Raw genomic sequence first — 23,194 nt, 5'->3', positions numbered from 1 at the left:
TCCACCTTAGTTGGTAAAGTAGCCCTTGCCGATAGTACCGTTAGATAGATGTTTGCGGATTGGGCTCTAAAAACTCTTGTGTTCGTTGTTCGGACTTTTCGCGCCCGAACAACGAACACAAGAGTTTTCGGTTTTGCTCAAGCGATCGCCCCACCCCATCCCCTCATCCCCGATAATGAGAAAGATGGTTTACAGTTCTTCACCATGCCACGAGATCTGCGGGGATTCCTCAAGCTCCTTGAACAGCGCGGCCAATTGCGGCGCATTACCGTTCCGGTAGACCCGGAATTAGAAATTGCTGAGATCAGCAATCGGCTTATGCAGGGAGGAGGCCCAGCGCTGCTATTTGAGAACGTAAAGGGAGCAGCGCATCCTCTGGCAATCAACGTTATGGGCACCGTCGAACGCGTCTGCTGGTCGATGAACATGGAGAAGCCCGAAGATTTAGAAGGACTGGGCAAAAAACTGGCGATTTTGTATCAACCTCGCCCTCCTAAGAAAATTTCCCAGGCGGTGGAGTTGGGGAAAGTGCTATTTGACGTGATCAAGGCCAAACCCAATCGAGATTTCCTGCCACCCTGCCAGCAAGTTGTCCTCAAAGGAGACGACGTAGATTTAACCAAGCTTCCCCTGCTCAAGGTCTACCCTGGCGATGCTGAGCGAGTGCTAACCCTGGGGCTAATGATTACCAAAGACCCCGAATCCAAAATTGTCAACGTCGGGGTGTATCGCCTCCAGTTGCAGAGCAAAAATACCATGACGGTGCAGTGGCTCTCTGTGCGGGGGGCAACTCGGCATTTGCGTAAGGCCGCTGAGCGGGGCGAGAAATTGGAAGTGGCAATGGCTATCGGTGTTGATCCCCTCGTCATCATGGCCGCTGCTACTCCCTTGCCCATTGACCTCTCCGAATGGCTCTTTGCCGGGTTATATGGTGGCGAAGGGGTTCACCTGGCCAAGTGCAAAACGGTGGATCTGGAAGTCCCAGCAGATGCAGAGTTCGTGTTGGAAGGGACGATTACTCCTGGTGAGACTGCTGTTGATGGCCCAGCCGGGGATCACATGGGTTTCTATGGTGGCGTCAACGAGGAAGCCCCGTTGATCCGCTTCCACTGCATGACCCACCGTAAAAATCCGATTTATATGACGACCTTCAGTGGTCGGCCACCCAAAGAGGATGCGATGATGGCGATCGCCCTCAACCGCATCTACAACCCCATCCTGCGCCAACAGGTACCCGAAATCGTTGACTTCTTCCTGCCAATGGAAGGATTGAGCTACAAAGCCGCTATCCTCTCCATCGACAAAGCCTATCCTGGTCAGGCACGACGAGCAGCCATGGCCTTTTGGAGTGCACTGCCTCAGTTCACCTATACGAAGTTTGTCATTGTGGTGGATAAGGAAATCAACGTTCGTGATCCCCGTCAGGTCATGTGGGCCGTAACCTCCAAGGTAGACCCGGCGCGAGACGTGTTCATCCTGCCCGATAATCCATTCGATCGTTTGGATTTTGCGACAGAGCGAGCAGGTCTGGGTAGCAAGATGGGGATCGATGCCACGACTAAGGTATATCCCGAAACCGATCGCCCCTGGAATGAAGAACTGAAGCCTGATCCCGCCACGGCTGAACTAGTCACTCGCCGTTGGGCTGAATACGGGCTGGCTGACTTGAAACTCGACGACGTTGATCCCAACCTATTTGGTTACGACATTCGTTAACAGAAATAGGAACACGGTCATGCTTCAAAAGTGTGGTTATGAGAAGGGACGCGAAGTTCCTTCTCATAACCATCCACATGTCTAGGACAGCACCACCGAGACTAGTACGCTGAGGCAGAAATCCATCACCTATGTTTTGTGTGGGGTGCGAAGCACCCCACACAAAACATAGGTTGCGAACTTAGGCCGCAGCCTACTAGCAATCCCACTTACAACTCGCTGAACGGCACCCGAATATACTCCGGATCCGACATCCCCAGAATTTGCTCCATGTCGGCTTCCATTGGGGTTTCGCTGACGAGAATAATGAAGTCTCCTACATCATCAATCAAACTCATATCGATGGTGTATTGGCGGAAGTGGTAGAGACGACGGCGTTTCTTCAGAATCCGGCGAATACCATATTCCTGAGTTAGCTGAAGACTGATGGGAAAGGGATCTGAAACCGATCGCTCTTCCAAAATCACAAAACCTCCATCTTGCGCTTGAAGTTGCAGCAGGTAGGTACCTGTGTTGTCCTCCACAATTTTCAACACCTGTCCTTCCGGCTGTTTGAAATAGGTTTCAACCCCTTCAATCTCTTGCTCAAATCGAGCGCCTATTTTGAGGAGACGCAGTTCTAGAAGAGAGAAGTCAGGGATCCGGGCTTTGAGTTCTCGCAACATGGCAATCAGGATAGTGTTCTATATCTGAGGATGAGGGACCACTCCCCACTGGCAGGTTTGGAAGATAACCCGATCGGGGCACTCTAATTTAAAGACTTTAAGTTTTACTGGAAACGGTTGACTTTCTAATGCACCCTAGATCTGTTTGTGCGGATTCTTAGGCGAGCGCTCTGTAAAGATCATCACGACCTCTACAGTTATGTGACAAATCCCAATTCCTCCATTACAGGCACCACTCCACCAAACCGCAATTCCCCAAAACCCTTTCACCCTGAACGGGGGAATGCATAAGATAACCCATAATTTTCCTTTAGCAAGGAGTAAATAGTTATCCTATGTAAAGTGTGGCCTGTAACAAATTGCAAATATTGCAAGAGAGTGATACATTCCCTTCAAATGCAAAAAACGATACAAATCTTCGCTTTTAGCAACCATGTCTCCATCCGTGTCGCCTGCTCCGTTACCCTCTAGTCTTGCCAGCCATCACTCTACAGGTCGTGGTCAGATTACCCTACGGCAGGCCGATCCGTCTAATCCTTTACGATTGATTGCGCTGGGAGACAGCCTGGTTTATGGCTTTGGTGATCCTGAAGGCGGTGGCTGGGTCGAGCGGTTGCGGCGGCGCTGGATGATGCCCGACACGCCCGGACATGTGGTGTACAACCTGGGGATCCGAGGCGATGGGGTGCGGCAGGTATTGCAACGGTTAGAGGACGAGTTTAGTAAGCGGGGCGAATTACGTCATCGCGTACCCGATTGCATTATCCTGTCCGTTGGCACAAACGACTCTGCCCGTGTGGGCCGGCCTACTGGACGAAACTTCACAGCCTTTGATGATTTTGAGAACGACCTCGGGGAACTGCTCAGCCGGGCACAGCGCCTCTGCCCGGTCATCTTTGTCGGCATGACACCCGTGGACGAACTACGCATGCCCTTTGCCGGGATTCTGTATTACACCCACGACGATCAATATCGCTATAAAGAAGCAACTCGTTTAGCCTGTGAAGCTCGACAGATTCCTTACCTGGATATTTTTGAGTTGTGGAAGCAACGGGGCGATCGCTGGTGGCAGTCTCGCCTCTCCGCTGATGGCTTGCATCCCAATTCTGCTGGATATGCCTCGCTATTTGAGGATTTCCTGGCCTGGGACTGCGGTTATGATTGGGAACCTGGCCGCCAGATGGCTGTTGTATAAGGCGAATAGCGTTGCGGTATTCAGCAAGGCCATTTAATCGAGCTTCTTAAGGGCAATGAAGCCGCGCGATCGCTCAGCACATGGATCTTTATCTACGCAAGCTTGATAAAGTTGAGCGATCGCACAGTTCCAAAATCGTGTATATCGCTTAGGGTTGGTGTCTGCGACGGTGACAATCTGGGTCAACGAGTTGTAATCCGCGAGTAGCGCGAAGTGGCCCCCTTCTAAATTGGGGTTCTTGTGAGCGATGCGAGTATTAAAATTGAGAATGTGAATGTCAGTGTGGTCGGCGATCGCCTGCTCAATTTCCTGAGTAAAAACCTCCAGGGTCAGGGCAGGTTGATCACAGTGCTCAATCCGAACCGATATCGGCAATCCCATTTTCTCAACATATTTGAGGCAGGTATCAAAGGTCTCTGCCAGGGTCATGCCGTCATCCAGTACGGAATGAAGTGGAATACGGGTGACGTAAAAAATGTCATCAACCGTCGTGGAGTGGCCCAGAGCACTAAAGGCGTAGGCGATCGCTGTCACATTACAACATCGCAATGGTTGTTGAAATTCCAATAATTTAATAGAGGTTAGATCCGTTGACATATAGAACTATTCGCAGTCCCATACTAAGTTGGTAGGAATTTTGGATAGGGAAATAGAATTTTCCTATCCAAAATTCCTACCAATCTAACCAATCTTTTTACAGAAAAGTTTATTTTTTCTCACCTTCCCGAAATTTACGCCTGTTTGTTGTGTGTAGTGTGCTTCGCACATCACACACAACAAACAGGCATTAAATATAGCGGGTTTGTGTAAGCCCTACTTCTAACAAGAGATCCGGTTAAAAAACATACTATCCAGGTGTGCAGCGCAATGCACCCCACGACAGCAATTCTCACGATGAACTCTCGGCTTTGAAGCCTGAAAATAGCCCGCCGAAGGCGGGCTATTTTCAGGCTTCAATTCAAAACGAGAATGGCTGACCACACGACTGCATATTCAAGTTGTAGAGTCAGTCTCTAAAACAGTACCTTCCAGCGTCGTATTCTCTAGAATGGCACCGCTCAAATCTGCTTCGTCCAAAGCAGCTTGCGTCAGGTCTGCATCTTGGAGATCGGCGACTGTTAGATCGGCCCCCGTCAAATCCGCTTCAACTAAACGCGCTCCCACGAGCTTGGCTCCACTCAAATCGGCATCATTTAGACTGGCTTTATCCAGGGCAGCAGCTTGTAAATCCGCTTTGCTGAGATCAGCTTCAGTCAAATCCGCTTTGGTCAAATCAGCCTCACTCAAATCAGCATCGCTAAGACTGGCCCGATCCAAAACAGCGGTTTTCAAATCGGCCTGATTCAGAATCGTGCGATCGAGAATGGCACCTTCCAAAATCGCGCCATCGAGAATCGCATCGCTCAAGTCTGCATCACTCAAATTCGCTTCAGTCAGGTTTGCGCCCTTCAGAGTTGCGCCTCCCAAATGTGCTTCCGTCAAATTTGCCTGAATTAAGTTCGCACCATCCAGGATGGCACCGTGAAGGACGGCACCGCTGAGGTCAATACCTTCCAGCTCAGCCCCTCTCAAATCAGCGATACTGAAATCCCGTTCTCCAGCCGCATATTTTTGCTTCAATTCTTTAACGTCCATGTCTGCCATCCTGCCCTTTTAGATAAGAGATTCAGAGGTTGTTTGAAGGGACTTTGAAAAGGTGAGCTTGCAAACATCCGCTGAAGCTTTATTTACTGCGAATAGTACTCACCATAAAGCAGCAACAACATGGCAACCCCATTCCATAGAGGTAACTTCCAGCGTCCATTAACATTCACAGGACGTACACATTCACACCCGTTGTTGCAGGTAAAACCCACCACACGACATGAATGCATGGATTTATGAAAAAGGATGTGGAACTGTAGTTTCACATCCTTTTTCATAGATTTATTTAGCAACAGCCAAATTCTGTTGTCATTAGGGATGAACGGTTTCATCTGGCATCAGGGCGCCCTTGAGATTTGCCCCATTCAGCTTTGCTCCATCCAGCTTTGCCGCGCTGAGATCGGCTTCAGATAGATTGGCATCGGTGAGGTTAGCATTCGTCAAATCTGCAGTTCGCAGATACGCACCCTGGAGGCTGGTACCACTGAGGTCGGCTCCGCTTAAGTTAGCCCCTGTCATAGCCGCTTTTTCTAGCACAGCCCCACTTAAATTACTACCGCTGAGGTTGGCATGGTCGAGCAAAGCAGAAGAGAGGTTAGCACTGCTGAGATCCGATCCGCTTAAATCAGCTTTATTGAGCAATGCTCCGCTGAGATCCTGACCATTGAAATCCTGGCCTTTCAGGTCACACTCCGCACACTGTCGAGTTTTCAGAAAATCCTCACGGGGGTCTGTTTTCCCGCAGGCACTCAGGAGGGTCAGGCAACCCGTCAGCATAAGAGCAGTCAAAACGCGATGAGACATTGTTCTGTTCTTTTCGTAAATAAAAACGTTAGACATAGCACAAGATTCAAGACTCAGCCCCAGAACGGTAAATCTGGCGGCTGAGTAAAATCACCGGAACCATCCCCACCAACACCACCGCCAGAGCCGGAAATGCTGCCTCTGCTAAACGCTCATCGGAGGCAAGTTGGTAAGCCCGAATAGCCAGGGTATCGAAGTTGAATGGGCGAATGATGATCGTTGCAGGAAGTTCCTTCATCACATCCACAAAGACCAGCAGGATGGCGGTGATGAGGCCCCCGCTCATCAGCGGCACATGAACTCGGCGGAGGGTTGCAGCAGGACTGTAGCCCAGGGAACGGGAGGCATCATCCAAGCTGGGCTTGATCCGGCCGAGGCTGGCTTCGACAGAGTTAAAGGCGATCGCCAAAAAACGAACCAGGTAAGCAAAAATGAGCGCGACAATAGTACCACTTAACAGCAATCCGGTAGAGATGCCAAACGTCTGACGCATCCACGCATCCAGAGCATTATCAAAAGCGCCTAGAGGCACCAGAATGCCAACAGCGATGACCGAACCAGGGATAGCATAGCCCATAGAAGCCAACCGGACTGAAGCTTGCATAGGGCGATGGGGATGTAGCCGCAAGCCATAGGCCAACAGCAGGGCGATCGCCCCCGCCAGCACCGCGGCCAATCCTGCCAGGATCAAGCTATTGCGGGCATACTGCCACAAGCGCTCATCCGTAATCTTATTGCTATGGCGCAACCCCATCTGCAACAGCAGAATCGCCGGAAGCACAAATCCAAGGGCGATCGGGCTCAGACAGGTGAACCAAGTAACCCACTTGCGCCATCCCTGCAAACGGTAACGGGTGGGAACGGTACGATAGCCCGTCTGGTAATACCGTCCTCGACGCCGAAACCATTGCTCCAGCCAGATCAGGCACAGCACGAACAGCAGCAGTAGCGCAGCCAGTTGGGTCGCTGCAATCCGTTCACCCATGCCAAACCAGGTGCGGTAAATCCCAGTCGTAAATGTATCGACGCTGAAATACTGAACGGTGCCAAAGTCGCTCAGGGTCTCCATCAACGTCAGGGCCGTACCAGCGGCGATCGCCGGACGCGCCAACGGTAATGCTACCCGCCAAAAACTTTGCCAGGGGTTACAACCCAACGTACGGCTGGCTTCCAGGGTGCGGTTCGATTGCTCCAAAAACGCCACCCGGGTTAGCAAGTAGACGTAGGGATACAGCACCAGGGTAAGCAGCGCGATCGCCCCTCCCAACGAGCGAATATTCGGAAACCAATATTCACTCGCGGCCTTCCAGCCAAACAGGAATCGTAGACCTGACTGCACAGGGCCGTAGTACTCCAGAAACTCAGTGTAGGTAAACGCCAGAATGTAAGCTGGAGCTGCCATGGGTAGCAGCAACGCCCATTCCAACCAGCGTCGCCCTGGAAAGTGGCACATCGTCACGAACCAGGCCGTAGATACCCCTAAACCCACAACACCGATCCCCACTCCAACCATCAGTAGCAGAGAATTGAGGATATAGCGGGCTAAGACCGTTTCTGCTAAATGCTGCCATACCTCCACTTGCGGGGTGAAAAGCCCTGCCATCACTACCAGCACAGGGGAGAGGATCAGGAGGGCGATCGCTCCTACCAGCACAGACCAGCCCTGGGCCATCCCCTTACTGAAAACAAGATTCAGCAGAGAAGGAGGAGATTTCGGGGAAGAAGTTTGGGCAGATCTCATGCGATGATAGGAAAAATGGGAAGTACTGGCGAGTCGCAGGTCGAAATTGGAGCCTCTTTATTGAACTTTAATCGCAATAAGTGAGTCAACTTCGTTATGGTATCAGTTAAGACTTGCCCGTAGTCAACTATTACAAACCTGACGCATCCGAAATTTCTATGGCCTCAATTTTGTCTCTGGAGGGGGTTTCCCATCAGTTTTCTGGTTGCCCGTCTCCCGCCGTGGCTGATGTTAGCCTAAATCTGGCAGCGGGGGATATCCTTGCCCTCCTGGGGCCATCGGGTTGCGGTAAGACGACGCTGCTACGGCTCATTGCCGGATTCGAAACCCCGCAGCAGGGACGCATTGTCATCGACGGTACTCCGGTTTGCGGCACCCACCATCATGTCCCTCCGGAGCGACGATCCGTCGGCATGGTGTTTCAAGACTTTGCCCTGTTTCCTCACCTGACGGTAGCCGAGAATCTCGCCTTTGGGCTGCAACGACTCAGCAAAGCCACCATCCAAGAGCGCGTTTCAGAAGCTCTAGCCCTGATTGGCTTACAAGGCTTTCAATCTCGCTACCCCCACGAGCTTTCGGGCGGCCAGCAGCAACGGGTGGCTCTGGCTCGCGCCCTGGCTCCCCGCCCCAGCCTGGTGTTGCTCGATGAGCCTCTGAGCAACCTGGATGTACAGGTACGCGTGGCACTGCGTCAGGAAATCCGGGATGTGTTGAAGGCAACGGGTACCTCAGCGGTCTTCGTCACCCATGACCAGGAGGAGGCGATGGCGATCGCCGACCAGGTTGCCGTCATGCGAACCGGGCACATGGAACAACACGGCACCCCCGAAAGCCTTTATCACGAGCCCACATCCCGCTTCGTCGCCGAGTTTGTGACTCAGGCAAACTTCCTTAAAGCCAACCAGAAAGGCCAGGTATGGGAAACCGAGCTAGGCACCTTTGGCACCGCTCTGGTGCAGTGTGCCTGCAATGTCCTGTGGACGGATGACCACCACGCGACTCGCTCCGGTGAGTTAATGATTCGCCAGGAAGACGTGGTCCCCGTGGTGGATGAAGCAGGGGCTGTAGTCGTGCGCGATCGCCAATTCCTGGGCCGCGAATATCGCTACACCTTAGAAACTCTCTCTGGCCAACTTCTTTATGCTCGTACCTCCACCCGCACTCAAATCCCCGTGGGTACAAGGGTCAGCCTTAACTTCAGCAACGCCATCCTCCGCTTCTTCCCAGACGAAGTCTCCGTTGTGGATGCTGTAGCCGCCCCGATCAGATAGCGATCGCTGTACAGCGCTTTTCAAGCGCTTAAAATGTGGTTGTTTTTGTGAGAGCCGCACTCCGTGCGGCTCTCACAAAAACAACCGGGGTTGATTCAAGCGCAAAGCGCTGTATATACCCCAGCAAAGAGGCTTTATTGCAATGCAATAAAGCCTCTTTGCGCATGGGTGCTTTGCCCTCATTAACAACGGGAATATAGCGATGTGCAAGTGCGTTAAGTACAGCAACGGTGGTGTGGGGCACGAAGTGCCCCACACCACCGTACTTAATCAACGTGCACAGCGCTATAAATCAGCAAACGCGTTACGGAATTTCCTTATAAGAGTGGGAATTCTGATGGTAGTCGCATCCAAATTCCCCNTATCTTGCAACAGGCTTTCATTCCAGGCAGCTCTTCTCCCGTCTCTGCTCTAGTTCTATAGCGATGTGCAAGTGCGTTAAGTACAGCAACGGTGGTGTGGGGCACGAAGTGCCCCACACCACCGTACTTAATCAACGTGCACAGCGCTATAAATCAGCAAACGCGTTACGGAATTTCCTTATAAGAGTGGGAATTCTGATGGTAGTCGCATCCAAATTCCCCCATGCCATCTTCCACAACGCCCCTGAGCAGCAGCATTCGCAACATTCAAACCCTGCTGATGTCGTTTCACCCACTGATTGTGATTGAAACCGTTGAGGAGGAGCGGGTACAAACGCTACTGCAAACGGTAACTGGGGAAATGAAGCTAACCCTGTTTGAATGGAGCTCGACCCAGGGATTGGTGCGATCGCCCGGCTCCAGCTCTAATTGGGTGAACGAATACGCCCCACCGACCCAACGCCCTACGGCTTTTGAAGGCACGGATGATCCTCTAAAAGCCTTAAAGCAAGTTGAAGAAAACACAGTGAAAGGGGTGTTCTGGCTCAAGGACTTTGGCAAGCATTTAGACAACGACCCCGTACTCGTGCGGCAATTTCGAGAGTTAACGCAGCAGTTTGCGCAGAAAGCTTCGGCTCTAGTGGTATCGGGAGATAGCGTTAAACTCCCCCCCGAAATTGCCCACGATGCCGTGTACTTTGACTTAAAACTACCGGGGCAGGATGAACTATATCAGGTCGTTCTAGAAGTTATCCGCGCGCTCAAAGCGAAAAATCGTCTTCAGTCCGAACCTATTGAGTTAGAGCTGCAATCCCTCGTGAAGGCACTGGCGGGAATGACCTTAAAGCAGGCACGTCAGGCGATCGCCTACGCAGCCATGGAGGACGGCAAACTGACGATCGACGACATCGCCAAAATTCTCTACCGCAAAGCCCAAATGATTCGGGAAGGGGGCGTGCTGGAGTATTTCCCCGTGGACGATCGCCCGCTCAACCTGGGAGGATTTGCAGGGCTCAAGCGCTGGCTCGATCGCGCCAAAGTCGGCTTTAGCCCCCGAGCTATCGAGCTCAATTTAACCCCACCCAAAGGCATTTTGATTGTAGGGATCCAGGGCTGTGGCAAATCTCTGGCCGCCAAAACCATTGCCCAATCCTGGAAATTGCCATTGCTCAAGCTAGACGCGGGTCGCCTCTACGACAAATATGTGGGCGAATCCGAAAAGAACTTTCGGCAAGCGGTCGCCCTAGCAGAAACCATGGCCCCTGCCGTCTTATGGATTGACGAAATCGAGAAGAGCTTTACCACCAGTGCCAGTGGCGGGGATGCGGATGGAGGCTTGAGCCGCCGCCTGTTTGGCTCCTTACTCACCTGGATGCAGGAAAAATCTCAGGAAGTTTTTGTCGTAGCAACCGCCAACGACCTATCCCAGGTGCCTCCTGAGCTGCTGCGTAAGGGCCGTTTTGATGAAGTCTTTTTTGTCGATTTACCCAATGAGCAGGAGCGAGGCGTCATTCTACAAGCCCACTTACTGCGGCGGAAGCAGGTTCCCCGCCAATTCGACTTTCCGGCTCTGGTACAAGCATTAGAGGGATTCAGCGGTGCGGAGATTGAACAGGCTGTTATTTCCGCTCTGTACCATGCGCTACACCTGAATCAACCCCTCGATACCCCCCTGCTATTACAGACCATCAAATCCACTATCCCTCTCTCAGTATCACGCCGGGAGGAAGTGGACAATCTGCGGGCGATCGCCCAGGAACGCTTCGTCAGCGTTCGATAATGCCAGTTTGGGGTAAGGGTGTTCTCGAGAACACCCATTTTGACGTGCGCTTCGCGCACGTCAAAATGGTTAAGTAACCTCAGTTCGGGATAAGCTGAAGTGCTCATTTTGGCGTGCGCTTTGCGCACGCCAAAATGAGCGTTTTCGAGTGCCGCGCGTTGCGCGGCACTCGAAAACGCCCTTAACCCGAACTCAGGTTAAGTAGCTTTCTACTGAACAGAATAGGTGGTAGCAATCCATACGGCACAATGAAGAGTGCTGTTAATTCCTGTCTGCTATGACAACACCTCAAGAAACCATCAAACTGGATCAATTCCTCAAACTCTCACAAGTTGTACAAACGGGAGGCGAGGCTAAGCTCTTGATTCAGTCTGGAGAAGTGATGGTTAACGGAGAAATAGAAACCCGCCGAGGACGCAAGTTAGTGGTAGGCGATCGCGTTACCGTCTATGGCGAAACTATTCTCGTCGAAGACGACCCAGACAACCCGTAGAAGTGGATGAGTGGATGGGTTTTAGCGGTTTTGTCCCGTACTGGGGCTTCGCCTGCTCAGGGTATGAACATTAAGAAACCTCAGACTTCACCGAAGGAGCAGCATCCACTCCAGCATTTCTCCCCGATAGAGAAATCGAGCCAAGGCGAGAGAACGGATAAAACCGAAAAACAGCTCGCCCAATAATATTGGGCCGTGGGAGAAAGCCCCATACATGAGAGTCGTTGCTGTTGTTACGATTATCCCCCATCACGAAATATGCACCTTCTGGGACATGAATTGGGGGCAGTATGTAGTCGGGAGGAGCAGCAATGTAATTCTCCTGCAGGGGTTGCCCGTTCAGCACCACCTGGCCACCCCGCACCTCCAAAATATCGCCTGGTTCCCCAATAATGCGCTTAATAAACGCCTGGTCTTGCCCATAGCCCAGCTCCTCCAGCACAGCCGGAGGATGGAACACAACAATATCGCCATGAGCCGGGGGCCGAAGCCGATAGGACACCTTCTCAACGACCAGGCGATCGCCCACGGCCAACGTCGGCACCATCGAGTCAGATGGAATAAACCTCGGCTCTGCAATAAAGATACGAATTACCAGGGCCAAAGCCAGGGCAATGACCAGAAATCGAATATTCTCCTGCTGCGATCGCCAAAACCCTGCTTCAGGAGCCTTGCTGGCACTTGCCTGAGTAGAAGTGGATTCGGTTTGAGGTGAGGGATTCGCAGCCATAGAGTTTTCTGTCGGAACGTGCTTATTGATTTTAGGCGATCGCTCACAACAATAGGCTGAACAACCCTCGGTTGCCCTTTTGGTCGCTTCATGACCAAAAGGACAAGGGGTGCATCCCACTTTGTAAGTGGGTTTCCAAACTTGCAAAAGTGGGATGCACCCAAGGGCAAAGGGCAGGGGTACTAAAAGGCCACGAACTTTTCTGCACGAACTTGTGCCCAGGATGCTCCCAGAGAGAGTACGGCATCCTGTAACTGAGAGACGCGATCGCCTACCGCACAAATATCGATATCCGCAATATGCAGGTTAAGCGGCAGTTTCGAGAGCACTGACTCCACCGGGCTGTTCAGCACTTCGATGTAGTGGAAGGTGGCCCAGGTTTGTTGGAGCGATCGCCACACATCTGCATAAGGCAAGCAATCCGGCGTCTCAGGATTGGCCTGAATTAACCAGACTGGGCGGCTAAACCGCTGCTCCGCTAACCATTCGATATGGCTCTTGACAGGGGCGATGCCAGATCCCTCGGCAATATAGAGACGAGGGCGATCGGGGCACTCTGCCAGAGTCATCATCCCATAGGGACCCCGCACCGAGATTGTATCCCCGGGCTCCAAATCCTGAATATAGGCCGAACTCCAACCCACCCGTGAAACACATAACTCCACTTCTGGGCACTGAGACGGGGACGATGAGATGGAATAAATTTTGGTGAACTGTTTACCGTCTCGCTCAAACTTGGGCCATATTGCCTGTCCTGGCAAAAATCGGAAGGATTGATCATGGAGCCGCAACCGAATTGATTTGATGGTGGGAGAAAGCTGGGTAGAGGCCACAACCGTTGCCCAGCAATCCATCGGTTGGGATGGACGTAATACTTCGTAGCTCTGCATAGTCTCCTTGCCGTACATGGCACGCCTGCAAAACAGGCTCCGCAAATTTCTGGCTCAACAATTCACGAGGAGACATTGTAGCCTGGACACCGCTGCTTTTGATAAGGTTTTGGCACGGGGAAACGATTGATTTTCCGTTTAAATCCTTCTTTTGAAGCACACCCTATGAACGACACAACAGGTTGGTATGTGGTAAAGCGCCCGGAAGGCTCTTGCGAGATTGTCGCAGTCGAGGTTGGTCAAACCCTGGAGGAGGGAACAGAACGATGGGGCCCATTCGCGTCCCAGAGCGAGGCGTTCGCCCGCCGCGTAGGTTTAATCCGTGCTGGCAAATGCCAACCTATCTAAAAAGCCTATGAAATGAGTGCTTTTGTGCCTAAACGGCACAAAAAGCTCGTTTAATGTGGGTTTAGAGAACGGGACTGACGGGGCTCGAACCCGCAACTTCCGCCGTGACAGGGCGGTGCTCTAACCAATTGAACTACAGTCCCAGACTGCCCGCTGCGCCCTCAACAAGTCGTTCAGAACGCTTCGGATAATCAGCATATCAAACAATAGCGACAGTATTCAACTAATTTCAAAGATTACCAGCAATTCTCATTTTGAAATCAGGCCCGAAAACCGCGCGCCGAAGGCGCGCGGTTTTCGGGCCTCAAAGCCAAGAGTTCACGCCCTACGGGCGTGAACTCTTGGCTTTGAGGCCCATACTGAGAATTGCTGAAAGATTACTCATGGCTATTTATAGCCTTTGTCGCGCTAGCTGGGATATCAGGCGTGAGAGAGCAGTGCTCCCACTCCTGGCATCCAGCAGCATTTCTACAAGACAGAAGCGGCTAGCACAACGTGCTAGCCACTTCTGTCTTGTAGAAATTGAGTTCAAGGAACGGGACTGACGGGGCTCGAACCCGCAACTTCCGCCGTGACAGGGCGGTGCTCTAACCAATTGAACTACAGTCCCTTGCGGTGTGCTTCATTTGGCACAATTTCTATTGTGCCGATGAGCGTGTGTTTTGTCAAACATTTTTTGAAAATTTCTTAGGCTCTGCCTTTTCCAGCGTTATAGCTTCTCAAAGGTAGGGTAGGGATTGGCTTGAATGAAGTCGATGAGCCAGTTTTTAACGTGGAAGGTGGCAAGGCAATCATCTTCGTTGTAGCGCAGGATGGCATCGCGGAAGGCGCGATCGCCCGTTCGCCGCCATTCGGCGTACCAGAAGATAGACTGGGCACCGTTCGCATCCGCATCACGCCAGTCAAAGCCAACCCAACGGGCGATCGACTTCAGAGCATAGCTCTCTACGGGCAGCACCGCCACTCGGGTAATTCGCTCATGCAAATCCACAAATCGATCAAGAATCGACTCAATCTGCTGAGAGGGAGTGCTGTATTGAGCCCCTAGACGTCGCACCGTCTGTACTTCAAACGGGCAGAAGTGGTAAACCGGAGCATCGGGATACATCTCCATAAGAGCCAAAAATTGCTCCCAGACAATCCCTTCCTCGTTAGGGTGGTCTGCCATCAGGGGATAGAAGGCTTCAGTATTGTCCGTGCGATCGGCCACCAGGACACCGTGGAGGTACACCAGATTTTGCTCAGGGGCGGCCTCAATATCGAAATAAAGCTCGATAGGAGCAGTGGGTAGCTCTCTGGGAGTGAGTAAAAGCTGCGGCTCCTCACCGGGGAACAAAGGCCGGGGGAGGGCACGATTTTGGATGGCAGCACGGGCCTGCTGGATCAGACGATAGGCGACCTGGGTGCCAAAGCCGGGAAGCGATTCTAACCGCCGAGGTAAGGTTGTAGCCAACGCCTCAAGGGTTGTGAGTTGAAGATTGCGAAGGTACTGGAAACGACTAGGAGTAACCCCTGGAAGAAGCGAAAGGTGAGCTTCTTGCTCAGCCTGCTCGTAGCAATGGCTAAACCAGTGGCAGAGGTCACAGCGATTATGGGCAATAAAGACTTCCGGTTCCTGCTGCAATTGCAGCATTGCGACGCAGCTATCTAAAATCTCCCGCATCTGAGGCAGCAGTTCGGCCACATAGACGGCATAGGCCCCCCGTTGACGCAGCACCAGCCAGCTCTCTGCTGACCAGGCCTCCTGAACCTGCGCCAGAACATAGGCATGATAAGCCGACGTCAGCTGGTAGTCGAGCTTGGGCCGCTTGCCCAAACGAATGTCGCTAGGGACGTAGTGCCAGTCTCCAAACGCAGAGGGGCCAGGCTGTTTGATGAGAAGGTCAGGAATACTAACGAGCCAGATGCCGGGTTCATGCTCCATCAACAGCACGCCTCGGGCAATGCGCTCAACCCCCTGACGCATTAGGTCGAGCGTTGCGATCGCCCCCGCCCACCAATCTCCCTGAGGATATTGGGGTTGCCGTGTCCCTTCGGAGCCGAGAACCGCAACCTGATGGGCCAGACTATCCTGACGCAATTTCTTGAGATAGTCACTGGGGGGGTCGCGATGTTGAAGATCGCCGTAAACGTTCAGGTATGCCCGACGATGGCAGCGTTGAAAGTCAAATAGTAGATCGTCAGTAATCCAGAGGTCGGTGGGCTGAGGCTGGCGCACACCATCTGGAAAAAGATTATGACGGGGAGTGGGCAGTGGAATCGGGGAGGCAGAGCTATTGTCCTCAGCCTCCTGTCGCCGTAATGGGTAAGGGCTAGCGGACACAATCCTCCATGCTGAGGCAGCGAGGTTGTTTCCTCGTGAGCCTAAGCACTGGACAATGGACGAAGCGGAACGAAGCCATGAGAAACCCGTTGAAGAGACAGTCTCGGTGTGATTCTTAATTAAGACTCTAACCCGATTTCCCGTTATTGTAACTGTTGTGCCTTAAATCCGACATTTATACCTTGTATTTAACTTGAATTCGGGTTAAGGGCTTTTTCGAGGGAGGCTACGGGGAAGGGACAGAGTGAACTCCCTCTGGGGTCTAACATAAATAGGTACACAGGCTATGTACGGTAATTCGTAGCCTCTTTTCTACCGTCATATGACCCAAACTTTCGATGCTCGCTCGACTCTGGTGAACCACCGTCAGCATTTTCCTGCCCTGCTGAACAAGAGTTATTTCAACTATGGGGGTCAGGGGCCAATGCCCCAAGGGGCGATCGACGCTCTCCTGAAGGCACACCTCTACGGCCAGGAGCATGGCCCCTTCTCCCGCAAAATTGGCCAGTGGGAAACTCAGCAGATGAGCGAGACACGGGGGGCGATCGCCACAGAGCTTCAGGTTTCCCCCACTACGATTACACTGACCGAGGCTGTTTCGACCGGGTGCAATATTCCCCTCTGGGGGTTGGACTGGCAGCCGGGGGATCAGGTGCTGGTGTCCGACTGTGAGCATCCCGGCATTGTGGCCGCTATCAACGAAATCTGCCGACGGTTTGGGGTTGAATCGAGAACTTTTCCGCTGCTGGATACCCTGAATACTGGGGAGCCGGTAGAACGGTTGCAGCAGGGGTTAACGCCTAAAACCCGGATGGTCGTGCTGAGCCATATTCTATGGAATACGGGCCAAGTGTTACCCCTCAAGGAAATGGTAGAGGTATGCCATCAGTACCCAGGCGATCGCGGCCCTGTGAGGGTGCTGGTGGATGCGGCCCAGTCCGCTGGAGTGCTGCCCTTGAGTTTGGCGGATACTGGTGTGGATTTCTATGCCTTCACCGGGCATAAGTGGTTCTGTGGCCCGGCAGGATTGGGTGCGCTGTATGTCAGCCCTGAGGCGATGGACGTGATTCATCCCACCTATGTTGGCTGGCGTGCCATTACTCAAACACCTGAAGGACAACCCACAGGCTGGTTACCGGATGGGCGACGATTTGAAGTGGCGACTTCGGATTACACATTACTTCCGGCGTTGCGGGAGGCGATCGCCCTTCACAACCGTTGGGGGACAACGGCAGAACGCTTCAGCCGGATCTGTCAGCTCAGCGGTTACCTCTGGCGACAGCTTCAGACCGTAGACGGCATTGCGTGTTTGCGGGCAACGGCACCGGAAGCAGGGCTTGTGTCTTTCACGGCGGCAAACCGCGATCCAGGCCCAGTGGTACAGGCTTTAGAAGACCGAAACATCTTCGTACGGGTCATTCGCCATCCCAACTGCATTCGGGCTAGCGTTCACTACCTCACGCTAGAATCCGAGCTGGATCAGTTGGTGGAAGCGTTGCGAGAAATTTTGGCCGCTTAGTTTCCTCATGCTGATGGTGGCCCTTCACCACCATTCATGGGCCAGTCCTCCAAATGCTAGGCTCAGGAGGTTTGCTCAAAAAGGCGTTTCCCTTGTCTCAGTCTCTACCGTCACCACCTTTGTATCGGGTGGTGTTAAAGCTGGCGTCTCCAGCGATCGCCCATCTCTGGCTTCAATCTCTCATTTTTCTTGTCGATCGCATTATGCTGGGGCGCTACTCCACTGATGCCCTGGCTTCGTTACGCATCAGTGAGCCCCTAATCTGGAGTGTAACGGGGGTACTGTCAGCCTTCAGTATTGGAGCCGTGGCCCTGGTGGGTCGTGCCGTAGGGGCAGGCGATCGCCCCCTGGCAACTACCACAGCTCGTGTTAGCCTAGCCTTTGCTACGGCTGTAGGGCTACTCTTCACCCTATTCAGCCTGCTTGGGCTAGATGCCATTCAATATCTGTTTCCAAATTTATCCCCGGTGGTTTGGGAGGCAGCGCGGGGGTATATCCAGATTGTGTTTCTGGCGATGCCGATGTTTTTAATGGCAGAGGTTTCGGCCGCGATGCTACAGGCGTCAGGCAACACACGCACACCGTTTCTCGTGGCGATCGCTGCGAATCTGGTCAATCTTGTCTTGAACTACCTGCTGATCTTCGGTAACGGAGGTCTCCCCGAATTGGGAGTGCGGGGGGCTGCCGTGGGCAGTGCAATTGCGATTACGCTCAATGCCATTGTGCTGATTGGGGTATTGGTGCGATCGCGCTCAACGCTTAGTCTACGCAGGGACATGAAGCAGCGATTCTATGACGGCTCAGAGCTGGCGACCCTGAAGCGAGTCGTCCATATAGCGCTACCCGCTGTGGGGGAACGGCTAACACGCGGAATTGGCTATATGGGTTTCACCATCATCATTAGTGTGCTGGGCAGTGTTGCGATGGCCACCCATGCGGCGCTGTTGGGATTAGAGGAACACTGTTACGAAGCAGCAGATGGGTTTGGCATTGCGGTGGCGGCTGTGGTGTCTCAAAGGCTGGGAGCCGGGAAACTGGAAGAGGCGGAGCGTGGGAGCTGGATCACCATGGGGATGGCGATCGCCCTCCTCAGCTCCTTTGGCCTCGTCTTCGTGATCATTCCCGCACAACTTCTGGGCTTGTTTACAGAAGACACCCGCATTGTAGAAATGGGCATTCCCTGCCTCTATGTGGCCGCCCTGGCCCAACCCTTTATGGCTGCAAGCATCGTACTGGAGCAAGCGCTTCGCGGTGCCGGGAATACCCGTACGGCTTTCTACATTTCTCTATCTGGGTGGCTGGTCGTGCGGTTAATCGCCACAGCATTTTTCGTATTTGGGCTGCATTGGGGATTGGTAGGAGTTTGGCTCGGTTCAACGTGCGATTGGATGGCACGGAGTATTAGCCTGGCTATCGTCTTCCGCCAACATCATTGGCATAAAGTCAGTGTCTAATGCCCTGGGCCATACACCTTATCTGAGCTTACAAGGATAAGCACACAAGGCATGCCATACGCTAGACGCTCTGTCGACGAGTTCATCAGACATCCTGAAATACTTCAGCCTGGGGAGAAGGGTTAGGATCGATCGGCTGTTCAGAGTCAGTACGCTCATGCCAGCGCTGAATACCATCTTCTGCAAAATCGACCGCGATCGCTTCCTGTTTCTGGAGGCGATCGCCCGAATCCTTGTCAAAGGTTTCCCAGGCCCACTCCATCACAGCCGTATTGCCATTAATGCGCACGTCTTGAATATCGATGTGCTTGATTACAAATTGACTAAGCAGTTCAGAAAAAGCTGTCTGAATGGCTTCCCGTCCTTTGCAGTGATGCCCTTCACGGATAAATTCGCCTTCTGCTACAAACAAATCCGAAAAGCGATCCACATCGCTATGAACCCAGTACTCTTTTGCCTGGAAGAGGATTGCCTGCATACGATCAGTTTCGAGCATTTCTCACCTCTACAAAAATGAGTAGAAAGTTTTGCAGATACTTACGGCTGACACAGCACGGGTGAACAGAACATTCAATAGCAAACAGCGCATCTCAACGTTACTGGATTGCCCCAGGCGGAGCATGGTCAAATTGGCATACTTTTCGGCTCTAACAACTGGATTCTCGGATACCCAATTGTTACGGGGTCTATCGCAAGTATGAGCGATGGATACGTGGACTTAACGTTACACTTTGCATTCTGGGAAATTTAAGAGCTTCCTTTTTATCACTCGATTCAGCTAATACAGCGTTTTTCAACCGCTTAAAACCTGGTTGTTTTTGTGAGAGCCGCGCTCCGCGCGGCTCTCACAAAAACAACCGTGTCTGACTCAAGCGCAAGGCGCTGTATATTGTTTTCAAAGTTTAGTTTCTAAGCAGGCCAATCCATTTCATGAAAAGCTTTTTTTTGTATAGCTTGCTTATAGCTTTAGCCATTTTCATCTTAACGAGAATAGCTATGAGTATAGACGACATCTCTTTATAGAGTCGTGGCTAATTGCAGAGCATTGTAAATACTCAAGCGCCTACCATACTCTGCAATTAGCTATGGCTATAAAAGTAGTTTTATTTAATCCAGTAAGTTCTTTTGATAGATGCATTAGCTTGTTGATCTTCGGTAGAACACCTGTAAATCACATCGAGAGAAGCTAAACAAAACTCTTGATGTTTTATGACCTGTAAGACAAGGAGAAAATCATGGTTAATGCAAGCCAATCCCGAGCTAACACCGGCACCGGAAACACCGAATATAACTTGGTCAGCATCCTCTACCATTCTTTAGAAGAGGCTGCCACTTGTGAGCAGTATATGGCAGATGCAGAGCAGCAAAATGACCAGGATATTGCTCAGTTTTTGCGTGAGGTTCAAGATGAAGACCGTCGCCGTGCCGATCGCGCCAAGCAGCTTCTAAAGAATCGCCTGTAGCAAACAGAAAGCGCACTCATCAACCAGAAATGATAGGTATCATTCATATCCGTTGTTGAGCGCTAGTTTGCCTTAGTTTTCGTGTAATACACACGAAAACAGTTATCTAAATTAGACTTGAGATGGAGTTTGAACAAATTTCAAACTCCATCTCATTTTTTGTACTGATTAAGCTCAGGGTTTTATTGCCATCGCTACAGAGTTTATCAAGAGACAAAGCAGGCAAATTAACACTGATGCTTCCCTACAGCAACGCATCAAAGTAATTTGAACTGATGCGATCGCTCATCCAGAACAATTCTCAAATACCTCCATCCAAAGGCATATCTTTCGTTCATGCCTGGCTGTATCAGACAATTTCATACCTTAGATGATTGTCGAGAAAAGCGTTTATTTTTTATATACGCAAAGAGTAGGCGAAACAGACTCTCGTGTATAAAAGTTCATCTAAGTTCCATGACACAGCTCTGCTGTAATTGATAGGCACATTCCTAAGAAAAGCCTAAGTCTGAGCGGTCCACTGGTGACCATCACTAAAGTAGGAAGAAAGCCCTCTGGAGAAAAAATCAATCATAGGGCGAGTTCATAACTTTCCCTGTCGTTAGGCCTTTAAGATCGCGGCTTCAACTCTAATGATTCAGAAAACTGAGTATATGCCTGAAGTGGGAGTAGCTCCACTGGTGGAGACTTCCGCAGCGGATCAACCCCTGAACACGACTGAACCAGCAATTGCCCGCACCCGCTGGCTTGTTTGGAAACTGGCGATCGCTACCTGGTTATTAATGGCAGTGGGTAGTGCAACCCGAGTCATGAACGCCGGGTTGGCCTGTCCGGATTGGCCTCTCTGCTACGGCACCCTGTTTCCAGCCCAGCAGATGAACCTGCAAGTTTTTCTAGAGTGGTTTCATCGTCTCGACGCAGCCCTAATTGGCGGTTTTACCATCGTGCTGTTGGGTTACACCCTGTGGGAGCGCAAACAGTTGCCTCGCTGGGTTCCCTGGACATCTGCTCTAGCGTTGGGTTTGATCCTAATACAGGGCTTACTCGGCGGCCTAACCGTAACGGAAATGCTGCGGTTTGATATTGTCACCGCCCATCTGGGCACAGCATTACTTTTCTTCAGCACCCTTCTGGTTATGGGTGTCATGCTGCGGCCCTATCAAGGAACGGGCACCGTTGGCTATTTACCATGGGTCAGCCTGGGCGCCGCTGTGCTGGTCTATCTGCAAAGTCTTTCAGGCGGTTTAGTTGGCTCCCGGTGGGCATTACACCAATGTCTGGGTGGCTTTGGCAACCTCTGCACAGTGATGAACGCTCACTTACTGGGTGTTGTACCCGCTAGCGTCGCTGTACTCGTGCTGGTCGTTCTAGCCTGGCGCACCCCAGCTCTCCACAGAGCCCTACGCACCCTGACCAATCTCGCATTCGGGTTCCTTCTTCTCCAGGTTTTGCTGGGCGTCGCCACCTTCCGCCTGCACCTGCAAGTGGAACTGCTGACCGTTAGCCACCAGATGATTGGTGCTTGTTTGCTTGGCACCCTGGTGTGCTTCACAACCTTTGGGTTGCGCGATCGCCATCAAACCCGTAGCTGGGCCGAAACCGCAACCGAAACGTAATTTCTTTCACCCAAACCCCCATTTGCCCATGCAAGATACCCTTGTTACCCCCACCCGCCACCACGAAAACTTGGGGCAGGTCATCCGGAGCTACTGGCAGTTAACCAAACCTCGCATCATCATCCTGCTCCTCATTACCACGGCAGGAAGCATGTGGATTGCCGCCGAGGGCCGTGTGGATCCGGTTCTTCTCTTCATCACCTTGTTGAGCGGAGCCCTGGCTGCGGCTTCAGCCAATACCATTAACTGCCTCTACGATCGCGACATTGACTACGAGATGGAGCGCACGCGTCATCGTCCGCTGCCCTCGGGTCGGATTCAGCCCTTGCATGCCCTATTGTTTGCGATTGTCCTCGCCACCATCTCCTTCACCCTATTGGCAACCTTTGCCAACTTCCTGAGTGCCTGGCTAGCGATGTCGGGCATTGTCACCTACGTTTTGGTGTATACCCACTGGCTCAAACGCCATAGCACTCAAAACATCGTCATCGGCGGTGCGGCTGGGGCGATCCCACCACTGGTCGGTTGGGCGGCAGTGACAGGAGAATTAAGTTGGGTGGCCTGGGTTTTCTTCGCCATCATCTTTTTCTGGACACCTCCCCATTTCTGGTCGCTGGCTCTGATGATCCGCAAGGATTATGCCAAGGTCGGTGTGCCTATGCTCCCTGTGGTTGCCGGAGATGTGGTGACAGCCAAGCAAATTTGGATCTATACGCTGCTGCTGATCCCTCTCACCCTGCTGCTGGCCTTTCCACTCCACGCGCTCGGTGCCATATATGTGATGTGCGCACTGGTACTGGGCGCTCTGTTCCTGGTAAAAGCGTGGGCTTTGCTTGAAAAACCATCGGATACGGATGTGGCGCGATCGCTCTTCAAATACTCCATCTTCTATATGATGCTGCTGTGCGCTGGAATGGCCTTGGATACCATGCCCCTATCACAGCATTTGGATCAGGCGATCGCCAACAATCTGGACACCGTCCTCACGCCCGTCTCCCTCAGCCAACTATTCCAGACACCCTGGTAACAAACTCATCATTCAGGCTCAAAAATGAAAAGCGCGGCACTTCATGCCGCGCTTTTCATTTTTGGCTTTGAAGCCCGAAAACCGCTTGCCTTCAAGCGGTTTTCGGGCCTAATTCCATACTGAGAACTGCTAACTTCTTTTCAGCAATTCTCA

Annotated in this window: 20 protein-coding genes and 2 tRNA genes; 11 read left to right on the top strand and 11 right to left on the bottom strand. The window is 52.1% G+C overall.

The window, feature by feature from the left end; genetic code table 11:
* Positions 1–204: 204 nt before the first annotated feature.
* Entirely contained in the window at positions 205–1,716 is a 1,512-nt protein-coding gene (locus NDI52_RS03745; protein ID WP_190773923.1) for a UbiD family decarboxylase, read from the top strand.
* Positions 1,717–1,925: 209 nt separating this feature from the next.
* Here NDI52_RS03745 and NDI52_RS03740 read toward each other — a convergent pair whose 3' ends face one another.
* Complete coding sequence (locus NDI52_RS03740) at positions 1,926–2,381, bottom strand: hypothetical protein (RefSeq protein WP_190773908.1); 456 nt, start codon at positions 2,379–2,381, stop codon at positions 1,926–1,928.
* Between the two features lie 433 nt (positions 2,382–2,814).
* Here NDI52_RS03740 and NDI52_RS03735 point away from each other — a divergent pair, with 433 nt between their 5' ends.
* Positions 2,815–3,576: a GDSL-type esterase/lipase family protein gene (locus NDI52_RS03735; protein ID WP_190773909.1), complete on the top strand. Its 762-nt coding sequence runs from the start codon at positions 2,815–2,817 to the stop codon at positions 3,574–3,576.
* Positions 3,577–3,609: 33 nt separating this feature from the next.
* Here NDI52_RS03735 and NDI52_RS03730 read toward each other — a convergent pair whose 3' ends face one another.
* The 4 genes from NDI52_RS03730 to NDI52_RS03715 form a co-directional block, all read right to left on the bottom strand.
* On the bottom strand, positions 3,610–4,173 hold the full coding sequence (locus tag NDI52_RS03730) for a phytochelatin synthase family protein (protein WP_190773910.1): 564 nt from the start codon (positions 4,171–4,173) through the stop codon (positions 3,610–3,612).
* Between the two features lie 396 nt (positions 4,174–4,569).
* Positions 4,570–5,211, bottom strand: coding sequence for a pentapeptide repeat-containing protein (locus NDI52_RS03725; RefSeq protein ID WP_199308022.1), 642 nt, complete (start codon positions 5,209–5,211; stop codon positions 4,570–4,572).
* Positions 5,212–5,532: 321 nt separating this feature from the next.
* Positions 5,533–6,024 (bottom strand): pentapeptide repeat-containing protein, encoded by a 492-nt coding sequence (locus tag NDI52_RS03720; RefSeq protein WP_199308023.1) that lies wholly within the window; start codon positions 6,022–6,024, stop codon positions 5,533–5,535.
* A 46-nt stretch (positions 6,025–6,070) separates the two neighbouring features.
* Positions 6,071–7,696: an iron ABC transporter permease gene (locus NDI52_RS03715; RefSeq protein ID WP_199308033.1), complete on the bottom strand. Its 1,626-nt coding sequence runs from the start codon at positions 7,694–7,696 to the stop codon at positions 6,071–6,073.
* 221 nt (positions 7,697–7,917) lie between these two features.
* Between NDI52_RS03715 and NDI52_RS03710 the strand changes: the two genes are divergently transcribed.
* The 3 genes from NDI52_RS03710 to NDI52_RS03700 all read left to right on the top strand — a co-directional run bounded on the left by NDI52_RS03710 (position 7,918) and on the right by NDI52_RS03700 (position 11,671).
* Complete coding sequence (locus tag NDI52_RS03710; protein ID WP_190773924.1) at positions 7,918–9,036, top strand: ATP-binding cassette domain-containing protein; 1,119 nt, start codon at positions 7,918–7,920, stop codon at positions 9,034–9,036.
* Between the two features lie 585 nt (positions 9,037–9,621).
* Positions 9,622–11,178, top strand: a complete 1,557-nt coding sequence (locus tag NDI52_RS03705; RefSeq protein WP_190773914.1) for an AAA family ATPase — start codon at positions 9,622–9,624, stop codon at positions 11,176–11,178.
* A 277-nt stretch (positions 11,179–11,455) separates the two neighbouring features.
* A complete protein-coding gene (locus NDI52_RS03700) occupies positions 11,456–11,671 on the top strand; it encodes an RNA-binding S4 domain-containing protein (protein WP_190773915.1) in 216 nt (71 codons plus the stop codon).
* Between the two features lie 70 nt (positions 11,672–11,741).
* On the opposite strand, the gene lepB is transcribed toward NDI52_RS03700, so the two are convergent.
* Together lepB and NDI52_RS03690 are read right to left on the bottom strand one after the other, a co-directional pair.
* Positions 11,742–12,401 carry a signal peptidase I gene (gene lepB, locus NDI52_RS03695; protein WP_190773916.1) on the bottom strand — a complete coding sequence of 220 codons (660 nt, stop codon included), beginning with the start codon at positions 12,399–12,401 and terminating at the stop codon, positions 11,742–11,744.
* A 182-nt stretch (positions 12,402–12,583) separates the two neighbouring features.
* Complete coding sequence (locus NDI52_RS03690) at positions 12,584–13,309, bottom strand: FAD-binding oxidoreductase (protein ID WP_190789524.1); 726 nt, start codon at positions 13,307–13,309, stop codon at positions 12,584–12,586.
* Positions 13,310–13,456: 147 nt separating this feature from the next.
* Here NDI52_RS03690 and NDI52_RS03685 point away from each other — a divergent pair, with 147 nt between their 5' ends.
* Positions 13,457–13,639, top strand: coding sequence for a hypothetical protein (locus tag NDI52_RS03685; RefSeq protein WP_190773918.1), 183 nt, complete (start codon positions 13,457–13,459; stop codon positions 13,637–13,639).
* A 69-nt stretch (positions 13,640–13,708) separates the two neighbouring features.
* On the opposite strand, the gene NDI52_RS03680 is transcribed toward NDI52_RS03685, so the two are convergent.
* The 3 genes from NDI52_RS03680 to NDI52_RS03670 form a co-directional block, all read right to left on the bottom strand.
* Positions 13,709–13,782, bottom strand: a tRNA-Asp gene (locus NDI52_RS03680).
* Positions 13,783–14,175: 393 nt separating this feature from the next.
* Positions 14,176–14,249, bottom strand: a tRNA-Asp gene (locus NDI52_RS03675).
* A gap of 99 nt (positions 14,250–14,348) precedes the next feature.
* Positions 14,349–15,962, bottom strand: a complete 1,614-nt coding sequence (locus tag NDI52_RS03670; RefSeq protein WP_347280081.1) for a TM0106 family RecB-like putative nuclease — start codon at positions 15,960–15,962, stop codon at positions 14,349–14,351.
* A 322-nt stretch (positions 15,963–16,284) separates the two neighbouring features.
* On the opposite strand from NDI52_RS03670, the gene NDI52_RS03665 reads away from it, so the two are divergent.
* Positions 16,285–17,481, top strand: coding sequence for an aminotransferase class V-fold PLP-dependent enzyme (locus NDI52_RS03665; RefSeq protein ID WP_190773241.1), 1,197 nt, complete (start codon positions 16,285–16,287; stop codon positions 17,479–17,481).
* A gap of 92 nt (positions 17,482–17,573) precedes the next feature.
* Positions 17,574–18,935: an MATE family efflux transporter gene (locus tag NDI52_RS03660; RefSeq protein ID WP_190789525.1), complete on the top strand. Its 1,362-nt coding sequence runs from the start codon at positions 17,574–17,576 to the stop codon at positions 18,933–18,935.
* A gap of 85 nt (positions 18,936–19,020) precedes the next feature.
* Here the strand turns inward: NDI52_RS03660 and NDI52_RS03655 are convergent, their stop codons facing one another.
* On the bottom strand, positions 19,021–19,431 hold the full coding sequence (locus NDI52_RS03655) for an SgcJ/EcaC family oxidoreductase (protein WP_190773244.1): 411 nt from the start codon (positions 19,429–19,431) through the stop codon (positions 19,021–19,023).
* 739 nt (positions 19,432–20,170) lie between these two features.
* Between NDI52_RS03655 and NDI52_RS03650 the strand changes: the two genes are divergently transcribed.
* The 3 genes from NDI52_RS03650 to NDI52_RS03640 all read left to right on the top strand — a co-directional run bounded on the left by NDI52_RS03650 (position 20,171) and on the right by NDI52_RS03640 (position 23,041).
* Positions 20,171–20,398 (top strand): hypothetical protein, encoded by a 228-nt coding sequence (locus tag NDI52_RS03650; RefSeq protein WP_190773245.1) that lies wholly within the window; start codon positions 20,171–20,173, stop codon positions 20,396–20,398.
* Positions 20,399–21,030: 632 nt separating this feature from the next.
* Positions 21,031–22,014, top strand: coding sequence for a heme A synthase (locus NDI52_RS03645; RefSeq protein WP_242035955.1), 984 nt, complete (start codon positions 21,031–21,033; stop codon positions 22,012–22,014).
* A gap of 28 nt (positions 22,015–22,042) precedes the next feature.
* The gene (locus NDI52_RS03640) at positions 22,043–23,041 is read left to right on the top strand and encodes a heme o synthase (protein ID WP_190789526.1); all 999 of its coding nucleotides are present in this window, start codon (positions 22,043–22,045) and stop codon (positions 23,039–23,041) included.
* Positions 23,042–23,194 lie beyond the last annotated feature (153 nt).

Origin of the sequence: Leptolyngbya sp. PL-A3 (genome assembly GCF_039962325.1) — a bacterium.
GTDB lineage: Bacteria > Cyanobacteriota > Cyanobacteriia > Elainellales > Elainellaceae > Vacuolonema.
The sequence above is the reverse complement of the archived record's forward strand: the minus strand, read 5'-3'. Positions and strand labels throughout refer to the sequence as shown.

What these genes read in the sequence shown, in the direction of transcription:
- NDI52_RS03745 (WP_190773923.1), top strand. Translation starts at nt 205, where the DNA reads ATGCCACGAGATCTGCGGGGATTCCTCAAGCTCCTTGAACAGCGCGGC.
- NDI52_RS03740 (WP_190773908.1), bottom strand. Translation starts at nt 2,381, where the DNA reads ATGTTGCGAGAACTCAAAGCCCGGATCCCTGACTTCTCTCTTCTAGAA.
- NDI52_RS03735 (WP_190773909.1), top strand. Translation starts at nt 2,815, where the DNA reads ATGTCTCCATCCGTGTCGCCTGCTCCGTTACCCTCTAGTCTTGCCAGC.
- NDI52_RS03730 (WP_190773910.1), bottom strand. Translation starts at nt 4,173, where the DNA reads ATGTCAACGGATCTAACCTCTATTAAATTATTGGAATTTCAACAACCA.
- NDI52_RS03725 (WP_199308022.1), bottom strand. Translation starts at nt 5,211, where the DNA reads ATGGACGTTAAAGAATTGAAGCAAAAATATGCGGCTGGAGAACGGGAT.
- NDI52_RS03720 (WP_199308023.1), bottom strand. Translation starts at nt 6,024, where the DNA reads ATGTCTCATCGCGTTTTGACTGCTCTTATGCTGACGGGTTGCCTGACC.
- NDI52_RS03715 (WP_199308033.1), bottom strand. Translation starts at nt 7,696, where the DNA reads ATGGCCCAGGGCTGGTCTGTGCTGGTAGGAGCGATCGCCCTCCTGATC.
- NDI52_RS03705 (WP_190773914.1), top strand. Translation starts at nt 9,622, where the DNA reads ATGCCATCTTCCACAACGCCCCTGAGCAGCAGCATTCGCAACATTCAA.
- NDI52_RS03700 (WP_190773915.1), top strand. Translation starts at nt 11,456, where the DNA reads ATGACAACACCTCAAGAAACCATCAAACTGGATCAATTCCTCAAACTC.
- lepB (WP_190773916.1), bottom strand. Translation starts at nt 12,401, where the DNA reads ATGGCTGCGAATCCCTCACCTCAAACCGAATCCACTTCTACTCAGGCA.
- NDI52_RS03690 (WP_190789524.1), bottom strand. Translation starts at nt 13,309, where the DNA reads ATGTACGGCAAGGAGACTATGCAGAGCTACGAAGTATTACGTCCATCC.
- NDI52_RS03685 (WP_190773918.1), top strand. Translation starts at nt 13,457, where the DNA reads ATGAACGACACAACAGGTTGGTATGTGGTAAAGCGCCCGGAAGGCTCT.
- NDI52_RS03665 (WP_190773241.1), top strand. Translation starts at nt 16,285, where the DNA reads ATGACCCAAACTTTCGATGCTCGCTCGACTCTGGTGAACCACCGTCAG.
- NDI52_RS03655 (WP_190773244.1), bottom strand. Translation starts at nt 19,431, where the DNA reads ATGCTCGAAACTGATCGTATGCAGGCAATCCTCTTCCAGGCAAAAGAG.
- NDI52_RS03650 (WP_190773245.1), top strand. Translation starts at nt 20,171, where the DNA reads ATGGTTAATGCAAGCCAATCCCGAGCTAACACCGGCACCGGAAACACC.
- NDI52_RS03645 (WP_242035955.1), top strand. Translation starts at nt 21,031, where the DNA reads ATGATTCAGAAAACTGAGTATATGCCTGAAGTGGGAGTAGCTCCACTG.
- NDI52_RS03640 (WP_190789526.1), top strand. Translation starts at nt 22,043, where the DNA reads ATGCAAGATACCCTTGTTACCCCCACCCGCCACCACGAAAACTTGGGG.